The following is a 19,678-nucleotide window of genomic DNA, read 5'->3' as shown; positions in this document are numbered from 1 at the left end:
TATCGCGCGCCGGAATTCCACGGGCTTATCAGGTGTTCACGGGCGGGAGTTGACGATCGGAGATCATTTTCGTGCGCAGATAGGCCTCAAGGCCTTCTACGCCGCTCTCGTGGCCGTATCCCGATTCGTTGACCCCGCCGAACGGCGTCTCGACTTCGTGAACGGATGTCCCATTCACGCCGATCTGTCCCGCGTCCAATGCTTCGCTTGCGCGCGCGGCCGTCGAGCCGTCGCGAGTGAAGATGTAGGCGGCCAGCCCAAGCGTCAGCGAGTTCGCACGCTCGATCACTTCGTCGAAGCTGTCGAATGGCGTAATCGGTGCGAGCGGACCGAAGGGTTCTTCTTGCATGATGCGCGCCTGGTCGGAAACGTCCCGGAGCACGGTAGGAGCATAGAAGTAACCGGCACGGTTCAGGCGTTGGCCGCCGGTTACTACACGAGCGCCTTGCGAGACGGCATCATGCACGAGGGCATCGACGGCTTCGAGGCGGCGCTCGGTGATCATCGGGCCGACTTGCACGCCGTCTTCCAGACCGTTGCCAACGGCGAGTTGCTGGGTGCGTTCCGCAAACTTCTCGATGAAGCGCTCGTAGATGTTGCGATGGACGTAGAAGCGCGTGGGTGACGTACATACCTGGCCAGCGTTGCGGAATTTCGCCGCAACGAGTGCGTTGACCGTGTAGTCGAGATCCGCATCTTCGAACACGAGCACTGGTGCGTGGCCGCCCAGTTCCATCGTGCAGCGCTTCAGCGTATCTGATGCAAGCCGTTGTAACAGCTTTCCTACGGGTGTCGAACCCGTCAGCGAGACCTTCTTCGGAATGGGCGACCTGATGAGATGTTCGGAAATCGGTGCGGGCGACCCGAAGACGATATTCAGGGCGCCGGCAGGCAACCCCGCATCCTGGAAGCACCGGCCGATCGCGACGGCCGTACCGGGCGTCTCGTCGCTCGGCTTCACGATAATCGTGCAGCCTGCGGCGAGTGCGGCGCTGACTTTCAAGGCGACGTTGCCGGCTGGAAAATTCCATGCGGCGAATCCGAGCACCGGACCGACCGGCTCCTTCAGCGTAAGCTGGCGGACCCCCGGCGTACGTGCGGGAATGACCCGGCCATATGCGCGGCGCGCTTCCTCGGCGTACCAGCGCACGGCGTCGGCGGAAAACTGGACTTCGCCAGCGGCTTCGTTGAGAGGCTTGCCATTTTCCTGCGTCATCGTGCGGGCGATCTCGGACTTGCGAGCCTCGATCAGATCAGCTGCGCGGTTCAGCACCTTATAGCGTTCTGCGGCAGTCAGCTGTTTCCATTGACGGAACGCGCGTTGCGAACCTGCGAGTGCACGGTCGAGATCAGCGATGCTCGCGTTGGGTATCGAGGCGATCACTTCGCCCGTCGCCGGATTGTAGAGGGGAGAGGTCTGGCCTTCACTACCGGCGGTCCACTCACCGTCGATCAGGAGCTGGAGGTTTTCAGAGTACATGGCAATTCTCGCTGGATGGCGCGCGGCTCGCTTAGGCAGACCGCGCTGGGGGGCAACAGGTGGTCAGTTATGCGGCAGCATGCTCGGTCGCGGAGTTGAACCATGGTGCGTCCGACGGTGTCAGTGGCGTGCGACCGCGAACATCGTCGGCGATCTTTTCAGCCATCATCAGAATGCAGGCGCTGAGATTGGCAGTCACGATTCGAGGCATGATGGATGCGTCCACCACGCGTAGTGCGTTCACTCCACGCACGTGACCGTGCTCGTCAACCACGGCATCATCGTCGACGCCCATGCGGCAAGTGCCGCTCGGGTGATACGACGTGCCGGTGTTCGAGCGCACGAACGCCTTCAGGTCGTCATCGCTTTGGGCCTGCGCGCCGGGCGCGAGCTCCTCGCCACGCACCGCATCCCAGGCGGGCTGCCGGATGATCCGGCGCGCGAGGCGGATCGCATCGATCATGTCGCGCATATCGTCCGCTTCGGCAAAGTGGTTGAAGACAATGTCGGGTGCAGCCGCGGGATCGGCCGAGCGGAGCAGGACACGCCCGCGGCTCTTCGGGCGAGAAAGATCGAGCCAGAACTGGAAACCCGGGATGGCAACCAGCCGGCCATTCTTCAGATAGCGGGTCAGCGGCAGGAACTCGAACTGCACGTTCGGATAGTCGTAATGTTCATTGCTGCGCAGGAACGCGCCGCTTTCAAAAAAGTTTGTGGTGCCAAGTCCGCGTTTGAACAGCATCCAGTTCAGACCGAGTTTGGCCTGGCCCATCAACCCCAGTTGCGAGACGAGCGAGTTTTCACGCGAAGTCGCGTACTGAAGGTTCACACCCGGATGATTTTCCAGATTCTTGCCGACTTGCGGCAAGTGGACGTTGACATCGATACCATGGGCGCGAAGTTCGTTGCTGTCACCGATGCCTGACAACATGAGAATCTTTGGAGAGTTGAACGCACCCGCGCACAGGATCACCTCACGGCTGGCGTGCGCGGCAACACGCTCACCATCGCGTTGGTACTGCACGCCGATCGCCCGCTTGCCATCGAGCAGCACGCGCTCGACCAGCGCGTCCGTTGCCAGATGCAAATTGCTGCGCTGCATGGCCGGGTCGAGATAGCCACGGGCGGCCGACCAGCGGCGACCTTCATGAATATAGGCCTGCGCAATATGCAGCCCCTCCTGGCGGAAGCCGTTGTGGTCGGGCGTGATAGCCAGGCCGAGCTGCTCACCCGAGCGCATGAAACACTCATGGAGCTTGTGATCCGCCTTGCAGCGCATGATGCGCATGGGACCGTCGCCGCCACGCCACCGGTCTGCGCCTCCACTAAAAGACTCAAGCTTCCGGAAATAGGGCAGGCAGTGTGCATATGACCACTCCGTGAGCCCGCTTGCAGCCCAGCCTTCGTAGTCGAGCGGATTGCCCCGGTTATAGATCATTGCGTTGATGGTCGTGCTGCCCCCGATCGCGCGCCCGCGCTTTTCGTCGATCGAGCGACCGTTCAGATGGGGCTCGGGGCCGGCCTGATAGTGCCAGCCCAGTCGTTTGCTCGCGTACGCAAACGGCAGGGCGGCGGGCATGTCGACGATCAGCGAGCGGTCCGAGCCGCCCGCCTCGATCAGGAGTACCTGCGCTGACGCATCTTCCGACAGGCGCGCGGCCATCGCGCAGCCCGCCGCGCCCGCTCCGACAACGATGTAGTCGTATTCCATTTTCTAACCTTTCAGTGGCATTGCCTTGTCCGCGCGAGCGGAGAGACGTGCATGACCGTCTGTGTCAAGCCGTTCAATTTGCTGGCGCTGTGTTTCTGGACTAGAACTATAGTATTCTTATAGATAGAATCGTATACCAAACAGATTCCCGGGGCTACACCGGCGAGCCAAAAAACGAGGCAAGGGTAATCCATGAGCACGGTGAGTTCGACCTTCGCCTGAATCTCCGATTTGGGGTTGGATCGCAGCCTGCTCTGGGTCGCAAAAGCGGAGATTTCAGTCTCTCCTGTCGTGGTAGCGGGCAGGTATGGCGGGCTGCGAAGCGTTTGATCGACGATGGATTGGCCGGAGGGTTGCACGCGTCTTCACTGTAGATCGAGCGTGGCCGCGGCAGCGAATGAATATCTTATGGAGGAACGACACCGATGTCTGAATCTGGGCATTTCAAGAAAAACCTGTCTCTGGTCGATCTGACCATGATCGGGATGGGCACAGTATTCGGTTCTGGCTGGCTGTTCGCGGCGAGCCATGTAGCGTCGCTCGCAGGACCTGCGGGCATATTTTCCTGGGTGATCGCAGCGGTCGCCGTTCTGACCCTCGGTGTCGTCTACTGCGAACTGGGTGCGGCGCTGCCGCGCACGGGGGGCGCCATCACCTATCTGCATATTTCTCATGGCCCGCTGATGAGCTATCTCATCGGCATGATTACGGTGATTTACCTGTCGAGCATGGTGGCGATCGAGGTCGTCGCGGCACGTCAGTATGCAGCTGCCTGGATTCCTGCTCTCAGCGTTTCAGGCACTGGAAACTCCACTGCGCTCGGCTGGATGGTTCAGTTCGCACTCATTTCGCTGTTCTTCTGGCTGAACTACTCGAGTATCAAGACGTTCGCGAAGGCCAACAACATCATCAGCGCTTTCAAGTTCGCGGTGCCGGCATTGATCGTCGTGATGTTGCTGGGGCACTTCAAGCCGGCGAACTTCCATGTGATGGGTTTTGCACCGTCCGGTCTGGCGGGCGTTGAAACCGCGGTGTCATCAGGCGGGGTCATCTTTGCCTTCTTAGGCCTCACGCCGATCGTGTCGGTTGCAAGCGAGGTGCGCAATCCTCAACGGACGATACCCTTCGCACTGGTGTTTTCCATCGTTTGCTCCGGTGTGATCTACGTGCTGTTGCAGGTCGCGTTTCTTGGCGCGGTGCCGACGCACCTGCTTGAAAATGGCTGGGCGGCGCTTGGCAAGACCTTCACGCTGCCGTTCCACGATATCGCACTGCAACTGGGGCTGGCCTGGCTTGGCGTCATTGTCGTTCTGGATGCGGTCGTGTCACCGACCGGATGCGGCAACATCTTCTTCAATGCCACGCCGCGCGCCATTTACGCGTGGGCAAAGTCCGGCACCTTCTTCCGCGTTTTTTCACGCATCGACCAGGAATCTGGCATCCCTCGGCCAGCAATGTGGCTCGCTTTCGTGCTCTCGATTTTCTGGACACTGCCGTTCCCTTCGTGGGAGGCGATGATCTCCGTGGTGTCTGCCGCGCTGGTCGTGAGTTATGCCATCGCGCCTGTCTGCGTGGCCGCGCTTCGGAAGAGCTGCCCGGAACTGTATCGGCCTTTTCGGGTGAAAGGATTTGGCGTGTTCGGTCCGCTTTCGTTCGTCGTGGCGACGTTGATTGTCTACTGGTCAGGCTGGCAGAGTCTCTGCTGGTTGCTGGGCGTGCAGATCGTGCTGTATGTGGCCTATCTGTGTGTCATGCGCCGTACGCCCGTTGGGCATCTAAGCACGCGCCAACAGGTGCGATGCTCGCTTTGGCTCGTTGGCTACTACGCGCTGACGATGTTGGCCTCGTATCTCGGGCCGTTCGGCGGCACCGGGGTTGTGCCGCATCCGTACGATTTCCTGATGGTATGCGCGGTCGCGCTGACCGCGTATTACTGGGGCGCCAATACTGGTGTGCCGCGTGGACTCGTGCATCTCGAGGATGAGCATGATCAGCACGAATCCGCCGCACCCGCGCCGCGCGAACTTGTTCCGCAAGGCTGGTCGTCCTCGCCGAAGCCGTCTGCGATGCCGTCTTCCAGATAACTGTCCGTGCCCAAATTTGCAGGTCCTACTTGAGGTAAATAGCCATGTCTGATTCACAAGCGCAGAAATTCGACGTCGTCGTTATCGGTGGCGGCATTCTCGGGTCCAGTGTTGCGTATAACCTTCTCGTGCAGGCCCCGAACCTGCGGGTGGCCGTCGTCGAGCCGGATCCGACCTATGAGTTCGCGTCGGCGCTGCGCTCTTCGGGTGGCTGTCGCGTACAGTTCTCGGCGCCTGAGAACATTGCCATGTCGTTGTACAGCATCGACTTCATCAAGAACTTCGAGCAGACCATGGTGGCCAACGGCCGGCCGGCTCCGGTCGACTGGGTGCAGGGCGGATACCTGTTTCTCGTGCCGCCCGAGAAAGTCTCGCTGCTCGAAAGCAACGCGGAGGTCCAGCGCAAGCACGGTGCGCATGTTGACCTGCTTTCGCCGAGTGAGTTGAAGGATCGATTCCCGTCGATCAACGTTGAGGATCTCGGCGCGGGCGCGCACACGCCTGGAGACGGCTGGTGCGATCCCAATGGCCTGCTGTGGGGATTCCGGCGCAAGGCTATCGAACTGGGCGCCGTGTATCTGAAAGACAAAGTGGTGGCGGCGGAAGTGGCGGCGAGCAGTGCGAAGAGCGTCACGCTGGAAAGCGGCGGCACGCTCGTGGCCGATGCATTCGTCAATTGCGGCGGCGCATGGTCGGGCCTGATCGCGAAAATGTTCGGGATGGACTTGCCCGTTGTTCCGATGCGTCGCTTCGAACACTATTTCACCTGCGGCAACCCGATCGAACATCTGCCGTATGTGAAGGACCTGAGCCGCCTCGCGTTCCGTTCGGAAGGGGCTGGATTCTCCGGCGGCCTCGTCGATAGCCATGAACAACGCGGCTTCAACTTCGAGGTCGATCACGACTATTTCGAAAACGTCGTCTGGCCGGCCGTCGCGCACCGTTTTCCGCCACTCGAAGCCGCAAAGTGTCATCGGACCTGGTCGGGACTGTACGAACAGAACGAACTCGATGGCAATCCGGTGATCGGTGCGTGGAACTCCCGCCTCAAGAACCTTTACACCGCAGCGGGCTTTTCGGGGCATGGAATGATGCATTCCCCGGCGGCTGGCCGTGGGATCGCCGAGTTGATCGTGCACGGCGCATATCAGACGATCGATCTCACGAGACTGGGATACGAGCGCGTCGAGTCGAATACGCCGTATGGCGAAGTCGGCATTCTGTGAGTCGTTACAGACCGGTTGGGCAGGATGACAAAGCAACCGGCTTTGCGCGTGTCCAACGATGACAGACGAGGGCCGGGGCTGACCCACGCGCTCTCACTGTCCAGGAAATATGGAATCGGAGGCGGCGCGCGGCGTATGGCGTTGCCTTGTATGTTGAAACATCGGCTTCGCCCCGGGACGCAGTGATGAAGCTTGTCGCGGCGTCCCCGGGTTGGTCGCTTTAATACGAATCAGGAAAATCAAATGAACGATGTGGTGATTGTCGGTGCCGGAGCAGTGGGCTCCAGCATCGCGTTGTTCTGCAAACGGCTGGATCCGGCGCTGCGCGTGACGGTAGTGGACCGTGATCCGCTCGGGGTGTTCTCGTCGACAGCGACGTCCGGCTCGGGCGGCTCCAGGCGACTTTTCCGTTGTCCGGAGAACATCGCCATGTCCAACTACAGCATCCAGTTCCTGAAGGAGTTGGACGGCCAGGCGAAGGACGACCTTGATCGAATCGATTGGCGCGCCCAGGGGTATCTCTTCATCGTCCCACCGGACGGGCTGAAGTTGCTCGAATCGAATCTCGAAGTACAGCGTCGTATGGGCGTAAATGCCGAGTTGCTTACGCCAGATCAGGTCGGCGAACGCTTCCCTCTGCTGCGAGTCGATGATCTGGGCGCGGGCGTGTACTCGCCCGAGGACGGCTGGTTCGATGCACAAAAATATCACTCGGTGATTCTGCAGCGGGCCCGTGATGCAGGCGTCGAATTCGTCAAGGACGAAGTAACGGGATTCGACAGTGAAGGGCAGCGGGTGACCGCGGTGCGTCTCGCAACGGGAAATACATTGCGTGCGGACTATTTCGTCAACGCTGCCGGCCCGTGGGCCCAACAGATTAGCCAGATGATCGGTATGCCGCTGCCGGTCTATCCGATGCGCCGTTTCGAGCACGTGTTCACTGCAGACGTTGCGCAGCCAGACATGCCCTACGTGAAAGATCTGGCAGGACTTGCGATCCGTTCGGCTGGCAATGGGTTCTCGGGTGGCCTTGTGAGCACCAAGGTTGAACGAGGCTTTTTACTCGCGATGGATCTCGACTGGTTTGATCGCGTCGTACGACCTGCTGTCGAGTGGCGCTTTCCGGGCATGGGCCGACTCGAGCTGACCCGGTCATGGTCGGGTCTCTACGAACAGTGCGATTTTGACGGCAATGCGATCATCGGGAAGTGGACCGGCCAGCGGGACAACTTTATCGTCGCAGCGGGATTCTCTGGGCATGGTCTGATGCATGCACCGGCGACGGGACTGGCCGTGGCCGAACTGATCGTCAAGGGCCGCTTCGAGTCGCTCGACCTGGAGCGTTTCGGTTACGAGCGGGTGCAACGTAACGAGCCTTACCGCGAGCGCGGCATCATTTGACGACTAAGGGCGTGGCCCGCGAATGCAGCGCGGGCCTCACGTTCAGTTGTAGCCCAGGATTGCCGCATCCGAAGCATCCGGTCGCATTTCGCGGCTGCTGATCAGTGAGAGCGTTGGTTCCCGTAATGCCTCTGCATAGCGGGACACGCGCTGCAAAAGAGGGCGCGCTGAAGCAGCCGTAGCGGACGTGCCGGTGACCAGGTGAACCCCGCGTTGCAAAATTGCGGCTGAAGTGAAGGTTGGTTTCATGGCAGTCTCTATTCCTGTGGGCGAAGTAACGTGAAGCGTTCAGACCGTCTCCCGGCAGTCGTTCGCGCGTGTTGAAAACGGGGCGGGGGTGTCCGAGGCGCGCATGTGTTGACGCGTGCGCCGCGTGATAGCGATGACGGACAAAATCACGGGCAGGATCAGGATGCCCTCCGCGAGTTCTGGCAATATCGGCAGTTGCAGTTCATGCAAGGCGCGAAATGCCGCTCCTGCAAGCGAGAGGACGTAGTAAGAGATCGCCGCCACGGAGAGACCTTCGACGGCGTGCTGAAGATGTAGCTGACTGCGTGCGGTGCGCTCCATACCGGCAAGCAGTCGCGTCACGTCCTTTTCCTGTGCAAGGTTCACACGGGTACGCAACAGGTCGACAGCGCGGGCGATACGTTGAGCGGTCTGTTCGTGCCGGCTCCAGACGCTGCGGCATGTCTGCATGGCGGGCGCGAATCGGCGTTCCATGAATTCGGCGATGGTAGGCATGCCGTCGATGCGCTCCTCACGTAGCTCCTGAATGCGGTTGATAACGAGCATTTCGTAAGCGCGGGAAGCACTAAAGCGGCTACCGTGTCCCGCCAACGACTCAATCCGCACCGCGAGGTGCGTCAGTTCGACCAGCAGTGCGGCATCGTCGGATGTGGCGCACGCAGCTTCCATCCGGCGCATCAGCGCTTGCAGCGACGCATTGATCTCGTCGAGATCGCGATTCATCTGTCGCGCGATGGGCAATGCAAGCAATGCCATCATCCGGTACGTCTCGATCTCATGCAAACGCTGGAGCAGACGTCCACCTTGTGACTCACGAAAGTCGTCATCTATGACAAGGAAGCGCATGAAGCCGTCCGGGCGGATGCACCAGTCGCAAAATACCTTGCCCCCACCAAGTACTTTGCTACCAACGACGGTCGGCCCGTCAAACCAGCGCCGAAGATCGCCAGGTGCACTGCGTGCCGCCGGACCTGTGAGAAGTTCCATGCGCACGGCCACAAAGCGTGCTCCGGCCATTTTCGTCTGCCAGGTCGCTGGCAGAGACGGGGGCGTTTGCGTACAGAAGTAGTCGTCGTGAGGCCGCGGCGCGACGATCGTGAAGGTGGAAAACTCTGTATGACGTTCCCACTTCACCTGACATCCGTTAGGCAACTGCGCGGCGAAGTGGGTGAGGCCGTCGGAGGGCGTCGCGATGCCGATTTCGCTGCACAAGGTTTGCAGCAGCACTTCGTGAATGCGCGGCTGGTCTTCGGCATAGACCGCAAAATGCTCGAGCGAGACGGGCGTCTCAAGTTTGAGAAACGGGCGCGCGTGCAATTCGCCGGCAAGGGTGCTGCGGAGTGGATGATCCATCACTAAACCGTCGAGGTTTGTTGAGGCGGTGGCCGCTGGCGTTTGCCATTTGCATAGCAGCACCGTTACGGTATACGATTATATGTAATCGTAGTCGAAATGCGAGATTTTTTTATGGTTCGATGTTGTGGACCGCTCGCGCATAACTGGTAAAACTCATGAGCATGGATCATCAAACGACATTCCTCGACAAATACGGCCCGCGCGAGTCGATGGAGTACGACGTCGTGATCGTCGGCGGTGGCCCGGCTGGCCTGTCCGCCGCGATCCGCCTGAAGCAGCTGGCGGCTGAAAAAGGCGTCGAACTTGGCGTGTGCGTACTGGAAAAAGGCTCGGAGATCGGGGCGCATATCCTGTCGGGCGCGGTGATGGATCCGCGCGCGATCACCGAACTGATCCCGGACTGGAAGGAAAAAGGCGCGCCGCTGACGGTGGACGTGACTGAAGACCGCTTCCTGTTCCTGACCGAAACTGGCTCGAAAAGCGTGCCGGTCTGGGCGCTGCCGGACAACTTCAAGAACCACGGCAACTATGTGATCAGCCTCGCGAACGTCACGCGCTGGCTGGGTCAGCAGGCTGAGGCGCTGGGGGTCGAAATTTTCCCGGGCTTTCCGGCTGCTGAGGTGCTGTACAACGACGATGGCTCGGTGAAAGGCGTCGCGACGGGCAACCTCGGCATCGGCAAGGACGGCGAGCCGACCGAGAACTTCCAGCTCGGCATGGAGCTGCACGCGAAGTACACGCTGTTCTGCGAAGGCGCGCGTGGCCATCTCGGTCGCCAATTGAACGACAAGTTCAAGCTGCGCGAAGGCGTCGATCCGCAGGTCTACGGGATCGGCATCAAGGAGCTGTGGGAGATCGATCCCGCGAAGCACAAGCCCGGTCTGGTGATGCACACGGCCGGCTGGCCGCTGGAGAACGACACCTACGGCGGCTCGTTCCTCTATCACATGGACAACAACCAGGTGGTGGTGGGGTTTGTGGTTGGTCTCGGCTACTCGAATCCATATCTGTCGCCGTTCGAGGAATTCCAGCGCTACAAGACGCATCCGGCGATCCGCGCGATTCTGGAAGGCGGCAAGCGCGTGTCGTACGGCGCGCGCGCAATCACCGCCGGTGGCCTGATGTCACTGCCGAAACTGGTGTTTCCGGGCGGCGCGCTGGTCGGCGACGATGCGGGCTTCCTGAACGCATCGCGGATCAAGGGCTCGCATGCGGCGATCAAGACCGGCATGCTGGCTGCTGAAGCGGCTTTTGAAGCTGTCCAAGCAGGACGCACCAGCGATGAACTCACCGCTTATCCGGAGAGCTTCAAGACCTCGTGGCTGCACACCGAACTGTACCGGGCGCGCAACTTCAAGCAGTGGATGAGCAAGGGCCTGTACGTCGGCACGCTGATGGTCGGCATCGAGCAGAAGCTGCTGGGCGGCAATGTGCCGTGGACGCTGCATCATCAGCATTCCGATCACGAGATGCTCAAGCCGGCTTCGCAGTGCAAGCCGTTCACGTATCCGAAGCCGGATGGGAAGCTGACGTTCGACCGCCTCTCGTCGGTGTTCATCTCGAACACGAATCACCAAGAGAACCAGCCGGCGCATTTGACGCTGAAAGATCCGTCAGTGCCGGTCAACGTGAACTGGCAGACCTATGCCGGTCCGGAATCGCGTTATTGCCCGGCTGCCGTGTACGAATTCGTGAAGAACGACGACGGCAGCGAACGCCTCGTGATCAATGCGCAGAACTGCGTGCATTGCAAAACGTGCGATATCAAGGACCCGACGCAGAATATCGTGTGGGTCACGCCGGAAGGTGGCGGCGGGCCCAATTACCCGAATATGTGACCACAGTCCGCCGGATGGGGCTTCGGTGAACGGGAAGGGCCAGGCTGATCTTCAGGACGAGCATCTGGCCTTTTCTCATGATGATGAACCGCTCACGCGGATTTGCCGAATTCGTCGCCCATCTCGGCGGCGCGCGCATGCGCAGCGAGTGCACCTCTGACGATTGCGGCTTTCACGCCCGACGCATCGAACGATTGCAAGGCAGCGGCGGTTGTCCCGCCTTTCGACGTCACGCGTTCACGCAAAACGGCAGCTGACTCGCTCGATTGCGCCGCCAGTTCCGACGCGCCGGAAAAAGTCGCTATGGCAAGATTGCGAGCCTGGTCGGCGTCTAACCCAAGTTGCAGCGCGGCATCCTGCAGGGCTTCGATGAAGTAGAAGACGTAAGCAGGACCACTTCCGGAGATGGCGGTCACCGCATCGATCTTGGCTTCGTCGTCAACCCAAACTGTCATGCCTGCGGTCCCCAGAACCTGCGTCGCAAGCTCACGGCTCGCCTGATCCACTTCCTGACCGGCGACGAGACCCGTCACGCCTTTGCCAATTAGCGCAGGGGTGTTCGGCATCGTGCGTATGACGCGCGAGTGGCCACCTAGCCATCGCGAAAGGTCGGGTGAGCGAATACCGGCAACGACGCTGATGACGAGCTGGTTGGATGTGATCAGCGATGACAGTGACGTCGCTACATCGCGTACGACTTGCGGTTTCACCGCAAGCACGATTGCGTCGTACCGCGCAATACCCGAATCGGGGACGGACGCCGTTTCGATGCCCAGAAGCTTGCTGTTACGTTCGCGAGCTTCGGTATTGGGATCAATAGCGCATATATCGGTGGTGGGCACGCCGCGCTTGATGAGGCCGGCAATGAGGGCGGACGCCATATTGCCCCCGCCAATGAATGCAATTTTCATGTTCGTCGCTCCGAAAAAGGAATGATGGCTAGTCCAGTGCGGCCAGCAATTCGGGAACGCAGGTGAACAGGTCGCCGACAAGGCTATAATCCGCGACGCTGAAAATTGGTGCTTCCGGGTCCTTGTTGATGGCGACGATGACTTTCGAGTCCTTCATGCCGGCCAGATGCTGGATAGCGCCCGAGATACCGACCGCGATATAGAGCTGCGGTGCAACGATCTTGCCGGTCTGCCCGACCTGATAGTCGTTCGGCACGAAGCCCGCATCGACCGCCGCGCGCGATGCGCCCAGTGCCGCGCCGAGTTTGTCCGCCAGCGGCTCGAGCACCTTCGTGTAGTTCTCGCCGTTGCCCAGACCCCGGCCACCCGAGACGATGATCTTCGCGCTCGTCAGTTCCGGTCGGTCGAGCTTCGTCACTTCGCGGCTCACGAACTGCGAGAGGCCGGCGTCCGCTGCGGCTTCGATCTTCTCGACTGTTGCACTACCTCCTTCTGCTGCGACCGCATCGAAACCCGTCGTGCGCACCGTGATGACCTTGATCGGGTCGGCCGATTGCACGATAGCGATCGCGTTACCCGCGTAGATCGGGCGCTCGAACGTGTCGGGGCTATCCACTGCCGTGATGTCGCTGATCTGCGCGACGTCGAGCTTCGCGGCGATACGCGGCGCGATGTTCTTGCCGTAGGCGGTGGCCGGCGCGAGGATGTGCGTGTAGTTCTTCGCCGCATCTTGCACAAGCGTCAGCACCGTTGCTTCGACGTTTTCCGCGAGGCCTTCGGCCAGTTGCGGCGCATCGGCGAGCAGCACCTTGGCGACGCCCGCGATCTTCGCTGCCGCATCAGCCGCGGCCTGCGCGTTGTGACCCGCGACCAGCACGTGAATATCGCCGCCAATCTTCTGCGCCGCTGCAATCGTGTTCAGCGTCGCGGCCTTGATCGACGCATTGTCGTGTTCTGCAATTACCAAATTAATCAGATTCGTCATTTGCTCTGTCTCCGCGTTCTGCTTAAAGCACCTTGGCTTCGGTCTTCAGCTTCTCGACCAGCGTCTTCACATCCGGCACCTTCACACCGGCGGAGCGCTTCGGCGGTTCGACGACTTTCAGCGTCTTCAGACGCGGCGTGACATCGACGCCGAGGTCTTCGGGCCTGATCGTTTCCAGCGGCTTCTTTTTCGCCTTCATGATGTTCGGCAGCGTCACGTAGCGCGGCTCGTTCAGGCGCAGATCGGTCGTGACCACGGCCGGCAGCGTCAGCGACAGCGTTTCCGCGCCACCGTCCACTTCCCGCGACACCGTCGCCTTGCCGTCCGCCAACACGACCTTCGATGCGAACGTCGCCTGCGGCAGGTTGGCCAGCGCCGCCAGCATCTGGCCGGTCTGGTTCGAATCGTCGTCGATGGCCTGCTTGCCGAGGATCACCAGTTGCGGCTGTTCCTTGTCGACGAGCGCCTTGAGCAGCTTCGCGAGTGCGAGCGGCTGCAGGTCTTCGTTCGATTCGATCAGGATCGCACGATCCGCGCCGATCGCGAGCGCGGTGCGCAGCGTTTCCTGCGCCTGCGTCACACCGCACGACACGGCGATCACTTCCGTCGCGACGCCCACTTCCTTCAGACGTACGGCCTCTTCAACCGCGATTTCGTCGAACGGATTCATCGACATCTTCACGTTCGCCGTCTCGACGCCCGTGTTGTCGGCTTTCACGCGGACGCTGACGTTGTAGTCGATCACTCTCTTTACTGCTACAAGTATCTTCATTTCAAGAATCCCTGGAAGGGCTGTGCCTCAGTTGAATCTGGATGGTGGTTGATGCCGGTATCAAGCAATCGTCATGAGGTTTGCATTTCCCCCGGCGGCGGCTGTGTTGACGCTTACGGACCGTTCCGCGAGTAGCCGTTCCAGCACATATTCACCTTCAGTTTCTGGCCGTGCATGACTTGAAGTGCCTTGCAACGTCAGGATCGGTCCCGGACGCTTCGCGAGTTCTTGCGAGAGTGCGAGCAACGCGTCGCTGTCACCTTCGAAGAGTGCTGCGTCACACTGCACGTCAATCTGCTTTGTTGCTTCGGCGTGCTGGCTCAGCGACGCGGGGAGGTTGGCGACGAGTTCCTTACCTGCCTTACCGATAAACAGCGCGCGATTTCCCGTGGCAATGACGGCGGCAAGCTGTGAGAGGGCACCAGTTTGGGTGGAGGCTACACACAGGACCGTGCCCCGGCCATGCAGGGCGAACGTATTACGTTCACCTGTAGGGCCTGCGAGATCAACTGACATGCCGACGGCGACCTGGCCGATATAGCTTTCGCAGCGTGCAGCGAGGGCGGGTTCGTGCTCGGCAATGAGCCAATTGCGCAGTGTCGCGAGCGCGGCTCGGGCTGTCCGTGTCGGTTCCGGGAGATCGGCCTGCGGAACTGCACGCAAAACATCGCTTAGTGACTTTGGCAGGCCAGCCGGACGCGTCGCGAGCAGACGCTGCAGATACAGCGCGCCGCCCGCTTTCGGACCCGTGCCCGACAGACCTTCGCCGCCGAACGGCTGCACACCCACCACCGCGCCGATCACGTTGCGGTTCACGTAGATGTTGCCCACGTGCGCACGGCTGATCACGTGCGCGATCGTTTCGTCGATCCGCGTGTGGATGCCGAGCGTCAGGCCGTAGCCGGTCGCGCGAATCTGTTCGAGCAGCTTGTCGAACTGGCTGCGGCGATAGCGCACCACGTGCAACACCGGGCCGAACACCTCACGCTTCAGTTCGTCGATGCTGTCGAGTTCGATCAGCGTCGGCGGCACGAAGGTGCCTTGCGCGGTGCCTTCCGGCATCGGCAGTTGCTCGACCTTGCGGCCTTTATCGCGCATCGCCGCGACGTGCGCGTCGATGCCGCGCTTCGCGTCCAGGTCGATCACCGGGCCGACGTCGGTCGACAGCCGATCCGGGTTGCCGAGCGCGAGTTCGCGCATCGCGCCCGTCAGCATTTCGAGCGTGCGGTCCGCGACATCGTCCTGCAAACAAAGAACGCGCAGCGCCGAACACCGTTGACCGGCGGAGTCGAAAGACGACTGCAGCACGTCGGCGACGACCTGCTCGGCGAGCGCCGACGAGTCGACGATCATCGCGTTCTGGCCGCCGGTTTCGGCGATCAGCGGAATCGGCTTGCCATCCGGATCGAGTCGGCCGGACAGCGTCTTGTTGATCAGACGCGCGACTTCGGTCGAGCCGGTGAACATCACCGCACGCGTGCGCGGATCGGCGACCAGCGCCGCTCCGACCGTCTCGCCATTGCCCGGCAGCAGTTGCACCGCGCCCGCCGGCACGCCCGCTTCGCGCAGAATTCGCACCGCTTGAGCTGCGATCAGCGGCGTCTGCTCGGCCGGTTTCGCGAGCACCGTGTTGCCGGCCGCGAGCGCGGCGGCCACCTGGCCCATGAAAATCGCCAGCGGGAAATTCCACGGACTGATACAGACCACGGGCCCAAGCGGCCGGTGCGTATCGTTCGAGAACTCGTCGCGGATCTGTGTCGAGTAATAGCGCAGGAAGTCGATCGCTTCACGGATTTCCGCAACCGCGTTGGCGAGCGATTTGCCCGCTTCACGTACCACGAGACCCATCAGCGTATGCATCTGCGCTTCGAGCAGATCCGCGGCACGCGCGAGGCAATCCGCGCGCGCCTCGACCGGCGTCGCCTGCCAGATCGGCGCGGCGGCCACCGCATGGCCGAGCGCGGCGCTCACGTGCTCCGCCGTCGCTTCGACGACCGTGCCGACGAGATCACGATGGTCGGCCGGGTTGCGCACGTCGCGCCCGGCGCCGACCGCGATCTGGTTGTCTTCGAGCATCGGCGCGGCGCGCCACGGATGATGCGCGCTCGCGAGCAGCGCCGACGACAGCGACGCGAGCCGATGCTCGTTCGACAGATCGAAGCCCATCGAATTGAGCCGTTGCGCGCCGTACAGATTGCGCGGCAGCGGAATCTTCGCGTGCGGCGCGCCGAGCGGCACGATCTTCGACGCTTCGTCGACCGGGTCGGCGATCAGGTCCTTGATCGCGACGTTTTCATCGGCGATGCGGTTCACGAACGACGTGTTCGCGCCGTTTTCGAGCAGCCGGCGCACGAGGTACGCGAGCAGCGTCTCATGCGTACCGACCGGTGCGTACACGCGGCACGGGCGGTTCAGCTTGTCGCGGCCGGTGACTTCTTCGTAGAGCGGCTCGCCCATGCCGTGCAGGCACTGGAACTCGTACTGGCCGGGGTAGTAGTTGTTGCCCGCGAGGTGATAGATCGCCGACAGCGTGTGCGCATTGTGCGTGGCGAATTGCGGATAAACCGCGTCGGGCGCGCTGAGCAGCTTCTTCGCGCACGCGAGGTACGACACGTCCGTGTAGATCTTGCGCGTGTAGACCGGATAGCCTTCGAGACCGTCGACCTGCGCACGCTTGATTTCGGTGTCCCAGTACGCGCCCTTCACGAGGCGCACCATGATGCGGTGACGGCTGCGTCGAGCCAGATCGATGATGTATTCGATCACGAACGGGCAGCGTTTCTGATACGCCTGCACCACGAAGCCGATGCCGTTCCAGCCGGCCAGTTCCGGATCGAAGCACAGCGCTTCGAGCAGATCCAGCGAGATTTCGAGGCGGTCGGCTTCTTCGGCGTCGATATTCAGGCCGATGTCGTAACGGCGCGCGAGGATGGCGAGCGAGCGCACGCGCGGCAGCAGTTCGCTCATCGTGCGTTCCTGCTGCGAACGCGAATAGCGCGCATGCAGGGCCGAGAGCTTGATCGAGATGCCCGGGCCTTCGTAGATGCCACGGCCGCCAGCAGCCTTGCCGATCGCGTGAATCGCCTGTTCGTACGACGCGTAGTAGCGCTGCGCGTCGGCTTCGGTGGTGGCTGCTTCGCCGAGCATGTCGTACGAGTAGCGGAAACCGCGCGCTTCGTATTTGCGGCTGTTGGCAAGCGCTTCGGAAATGTTCTCGCCGGTGACGAACTGCTCGCCCATCAGGCGCATCGCCATATCGACGCCCTTGCGGATCAGCGGCTCACCGCCCTTGCCGATCAGACGTGTGAGCGCGGACGAGAGACTCGTTTCACTGTTGGTCGTAATCAGCTTGCCGGTGATCATCAAGCCCCAGGTCGCGGCATTGACGAACATCGACGGTGCCTGACCCATGTGCGACTTCCAGTCGCCCTTGCTGATCTTGTCGCGAATCAGTGCATCGCGGGTCGCGCGATCGGGAATGCGCAGCAGCGCTTCGGCGAGGCACATCAGCGCCACGCCTTCCTGGCTCGACAGCGAGAATTCGTGGATCAGCCCCTCGACGCCGCCGCCCTTGCTCTTCGAGCGCAGCGTTTCGACCAGCTTGCCGGCCATCGTCTGAACGTCGCCCGCGAGGTTCGCCGGCAAGCGCGCTTGCCCTAGCAGGAACGGCACGCATTCCGGCTCCGGACGGCGGTACGCGGCGGTGATCGCGGCGCGTAGCACGGACTGCGGTTGCACGTTCTGCGCGAATTCGAGGAACGGGTAATTCGCACTTTCTTCAGGGTAGGGCGTCGACTCCCCTAGGTCGGTCTCCACGTTTTGCGCGGCCGCAAGCTCCTGAGGAATCGCCCCGTTTTCGATCTGCTCGACGTACGAGACCATCGCTTGCTTGATCAGCCAGTGCGGCGTGCGTTCGATGCGTGTGGCGGCCAGTTTGAGGCGCGAGCGCAGTTGCTCGTCAACCTTGACCCCCAATGTCGTGCCGGGCATGGACAGTCTCCAAAGAATTGTTTATCAGATAACATGATGACAAAATCGTATACTTTAAGCTAGCCGGGTGCAACCTGAAAACAAAAAAAGTTGCACCTTATGAGCCCAGCTGCGCAGGCGGTCATCACGAGGATCTGCTTTTGGGCGATGGGCCCCTTTTGGGACGAAGGGTGATTTCCTTAAACGCGCGGCCGGATTCCTTCCCGGCGGAAGCAGGATGGACACGCACAGCCCCGGGTAGGGAAAAACCTGGCACGAAGCTGGATATTGAAACGATGCGCAACCGAAATAAACCGGATACTATGTTTCCATAGAGTATACGATCTTCCGTAAAAAAACGCCTTTGCGACGCGGGTGTAGGCAGGTCTCTGCGGTTGGTCAGATCAGTCTTGCGGTCAACCGGTAGCGTCTTTTGAGCAAGTGAATGGGGATGCCAATCAGAGGATCAATTTTTTTGGATGCATGGTGTTTTGAACCGTAGATGTGTGAGCCCATACGCGTTAAATCGCGGGAAACGTTGGAGATGACAATGAAAATGCAGTCAGGAGTATGTGTTGCAGTCGCGGCAATCGGCTTGATGGCCGCCGCCAGCGCGGGTGCACAGGAAATCGTTACCATCGGCCTTTCGGCTCCTTTGACTGGACCGCAGGTCGCGGGTGGCAAGGACGCGGAGAATGGCGCGCGGCTGGCGATCGACGATCTGAACAAGGAAAATCTGAAGATTGCCGGCAAGCCAGTCACGTTCAAGCTCGAACCCGTCGACGATCAGGCAGATCCGAAGATTGGCGTTCAGGTTGCGCAGAGCCTCGTCGATCGCGGTGTCGTCGCTGTGGTGGGACCGTACAACTCGGGGGTTGCGATTCCCGCCTCGCGGATCTACAACAGCGCGAATTTGCCTCTGCTGCCGACGGCCTCCAATCCTGCGCTCACCACACAAGGGTTCAAGAACATCTTCCGGATCGGGGCGAGCGACTCGTCCCTCGGCGGGACAATGGCGGATTTTGCGTCAAAAACGCTGAAGGCGAAGACGGCGGTCGTGATCGATGATCGTACGGCGTATGGCCAAGGCGTTGCCGACGAGTTTGAGAAAGTTGCGAAGGCGCGTGGAATCCAGGTTGTCGGCAAAGAATTCACGAATTCGCAGGCAACCGATTTCCGCTCGATCCTCACGTCGATCAAGGGCAAGAACCCCGATGTCATTTTCTACGGGGGCTACGACGCGCAGGGCGCGCCCATGGCCAAACAGATGCGCGCGCTCGGCTTGCGCGCGAAACTGCTCGGCGGCGACAGCATCTGTACCGCTGAGATGGGCAAGGTCGCAGGTGACGCCGCCTCGATCGTCTATTGCGCACAAGGGGGTGTCGCACCAGATAAAACGGCTGAAGGGCGCGAGTACGTGAAGAAGTACCATGACACGTATCACACGGACCTGCAGGTGTATGGCGTCAACTATTACGACGGCGTGAAGCTGCTCGCGGATGCAATCGTAAAAGCCGGGACCGCCACTGACAAGCAGAAGGTGATCGCGCAGCTCGCAAAAACGAACTACAAGGGAATCGCTGGAACCTATTCGTTCGCCGACAACGGCGAATTGAAAGGCGCACCGACCACCGTGTACGTGATTCGAAACGGCGCACCGGTTCCCTATACGCCGTAATAGATCGCCAACGTCCTC

General features: G+C 61.0%; 12 protein-coding genes and 1 pseudogene. 5 read left to right on the top strand and 8 right to left on the bottom strand.

Features of this window, described 5'->3' with window-relative positions:
• Nucleotides 1-28: 28 nt before the first annotated feature.
• Both OKW37_RS32465 and OKW37_RS32460 read right to left on the bottom strand, forming a co-directional pair.
• A complete protein-coding gene (locus OKW37_RS32465) occupies nucleotides 29-1,480 on the bottom strand; it encodes an NAD-dependent succinate-semialdehyde dehydrogenase (RefSeq protein ID WP_429403368.1) in 1,452 nt (483 codons plus the stop codon).
• 67 nt (nucleotides 1,481-1,547) lie between these two features.
• Nucleotides 1,548-3,191: a choline dehydrogenase gene (locus tag OKW37_RS32460; RefSeq protein WP_429403367.1), complete on the bottom strand. Its 1,644-nt coding sequence runs from the start codon at nucleotides 3,189-3,191 to the stop codon at nucleotides 1,548-1,550.
• 425 nt (nucleotides 3,192-3,616) lie between these two features.
• Between OKW37_RS32460 and OKW37_RS32455 the strand changes: the two are divergent.
• The 3 genes and pseudogenes from OKW37_RS32455 to OKW37_RS32445 form a co-directional block, all read left to right on the top strand.
• A pseudogene (locus OKW37_RS32455) lies at nucleotides 3,617-5,182 on the top strand (APC family permease); the annotation flags it as partial.
• Nucleotides 5,183-5,319: 137 nt separating this feature from the next.
• The gene (locus OKW37_RS32450; RefSeq protein WP_429403366.1) at nucleotides 5,320-6,501 is read left to right on the top strand and encodes an NAD(P)/FAD-dependent oxidoreductase; all 1,182 of its coding nucleotides are present in this window, start codon (nucleotides 5,320-5,322) and stop codon (nucleotides 6,499-6,501) included.
• A gap of 243 nt (nucleotides 6,502-6,744) precedes the next feature.
• A complete protein-coding gene (locus OKW37_RS32445; RefSeq protein ID WP_429403365.1) occupies nucleotides 6,745-7,902 on the top strand; it encodes an NAD(P)/FAD-dependent oxidoreductase in 1,158 nt (385 codons plus the stop codon).
• A gap of 42 nt (nucleotides 7,903-7,944) precedes the next feature.
• On the opposite strand, the gene OKW37_RS32440 is transcribed toward OKW37_RS32445, so the two are convergent.
• On the bottom strand, nucleotides 7,945-8,151 hold the full coding sequence (locus tag OKW37_RS32440; RefSeq protein ID WP_429403364.1) for a hypothetical protein: 207 nt from the start codon (nucleotides 8,149-8,151) through the stop codon (nucleotides 7,945-7,947).
• Nucleotides 8,152-8,190: 39 nt separating this feature from the next.
• On the bottom strand, nucleotides 8,191-9,507 hold the full coding sequence (locus tag OKW37_RS32435) for a DUF3422 family protein (protein WP_429404346.1): 1,317 nt from the start codon (nucleotides 9,505-9,507) through the stop codon (nucleotides 8,191-8,193).
• 161 nt (nucleotides 9,508-9,668) lie between these two features.
• Here OKW37_RS32435 and OKW37_RS32430 point away from each other — a divergent pair, with 161 nt between their 5' ends.
• A complete protein-coding gene (locus tag OKW37_RS32430) occupies nucleotides 9,669-11,345 on the top strand; it encodes an electron transfer flavoprotein-ubiquinone oxidoreductase (RefSeq protein ID WP_429404344.1) in 1,677 nt (558 codons plus the stop codon).
• A gap of 92 nt (nucleotides 11,346-11,437) precedes the next feature.
• Here OKW37_RS32430 and proC read toward each other — a convergent pair whose 3' ends face one another.
• Genes proC through putA form a run of 4 tightly spaced genes read right to left on the bottom strand, consistent with a single transcriptional unit; the run spans nucleotide 11,438 to nucleotide 18,003 of the window.
• Nucleotides 11,438-12,256 (bottom strand): pyrroline-5-carboxylate reductase, encoded by an 819-nt coding sequence (gene proC, locus OKW37_RS32425; protein WP_429403363.1) that lies wholly within the window; start codon nucleotides 12,254-12,256, stop codon nucleotides 11,438-11,440.
• A gap of 28 nt (nucleotides 12,257-12,284) precedes the next feature.
• Nucleotides 12,285-13,232: an electron transfer flavoprotein subunit alpha/FixB family protein gene (locus OKW37_RS32420; protein WP_429404342.1), complete on the bottom strand. Its 948-nt coding sequence runs from the start codon at nucleotides 13,230-13,232 to the stop codon at nucleotides 12,285-12,287.
• Nucleotides 13,233-13,263: 31 nt separating this feature from the next.
• Nucleotides 13,264-14,013: an electron transfer flavoprotein subunit beta/FixA family protein gene (locus OKW37_RS32415; protein WP_429403362.1), complete on the bottom strand. Its 750-nt coding sequence runs from the start codon at nucleotides 14,011-14,013 to the stop codon at nucleotides 13,264-13,266.
• Nucleotides 14,014-14,073: 60 nt separating this feature from the next.
• Complete coding sequence (gene putA / locus OKW37_RS32410) at nucleotides 14,074-18,003, bottom strand: trifunctional transcriptional regulator/proline dehydrogenase/L-glutamate gamma-semialdehyde dehydrogenase (RefSeq protein WP_429403361.1); 3,930 nt, start codon at nucleotides 18,001-18,003, stop codon at nucleotides 14,074-14,076.
• A gap of 529 nt (nucleotides 18,004-18,532) precedes the next feature.
• Between putA and OKW37_RS32405 the strand changes: the two genes are divergently transcribed.
• On the top strand, nucleotides 18,533-19,660 hold the full coding sequence (locus OKW37_RS32405) for a branched-chain amino acid ABC transporter substrate-binding protein (RefSeq protein ID WP_429403360.1): 1,128 nt from the start codon (nucleotides 18,533-18,535) through the stop codon (nucleotides 19,658-19,660).
• Nucleotides 19,661-19,678: the final 18 nt, after the last annotated feature.

Source organism: Paraburkholderia sp. MM5482-R2 (assembly GCF_050436125.1).
In the GTDB taxonomy this organism is placed as follows: domain Bacteria; phylum Pseudomonadota; class Gammaproteobacteria; order Burkholderiales; family Burkholderiaceae; genus Paraburkholderia; species Paraburkholderia tuberum.
The sequence above is the reverse complement of the archived record's forward strand: the minus strand, read 5'-3'. Positions and strand labels throughout refer to the sequence as shown.

Excerpts from the sequence above, each read along its gene's own strand:
- OKW37_RS32465 (WP_429403368.1), bottom strand. The coding sequence starts at position 1,480 with ATGTACTCTGAAAACCTCCAGCTCCTGATCGACGGTGAGTGGACCGCC.
- OKW37_RS32440 (WP_429403364.1), bottom strand. The coding sequence starts at position 8,151 with ATGAAACCAACCTTCACTTCAGCCGCAATTTTGCAACGCGGGGTTCAC.
- OKW37_RS32450 (WP_429403366.1), top strand. The coding sequence starts at position 5,320 with ATGTCTGATTCACAAGCGCAGAAATTCGACGTCGTCGTTATCGGTGGC.
- putA (WP_429403361.1), bottom strand. The coding sequence starts at position 18,003 with ATGCCCGGCACGACATTGGGGGTCAAGGTTGACGAGCAACTGCGCTCG.
- OKW37_RS32430 (WP_429404344.1), top strand. The coding sequence starts at position 9,669 with ATGGATCATCAAACGACATTCCTCGACAAATACGGCCCGCGCGAGTCG.
- proC (WP_429403363.1), bottom strand. The coding sequence starts at position 12,256 with ATGAAAATTGCATTCATTGGCGGGGGCAATATGGCGTCCGCCCTCATT.
- OKW37_RS32405 (WP_429403360.1), top strand. The coding sequence starts at position 18,533 with ATGAAAATGCAGTCAGGAGTATGTGTTGCAGTCGCGGCAATCGGCTTG.
- OKW37_RS32460 (WP_429403367.1), bottom strand. The coding sequence starts at position 3,191 with ATGGAATACGACTACATCGTTGTCGGAGCGGGCGCGGCGGGCTGCGCG.
- OKW37_RS32445 (WP_429403365.1), top strand. The coding sequence starts at position 6,745 with ATGAACGATGTGGTGATTGTCGGTGCCGGAGCAGTGGGCTCCAGCATC.
- OKW37_RS32415 (WP_429403362.1), bottom strand. The coding sequence starts at position 14,013 with ATGAAGATACTTGTAGCAGTAAAGAGAGTGATCGACTACAACGTCAGC.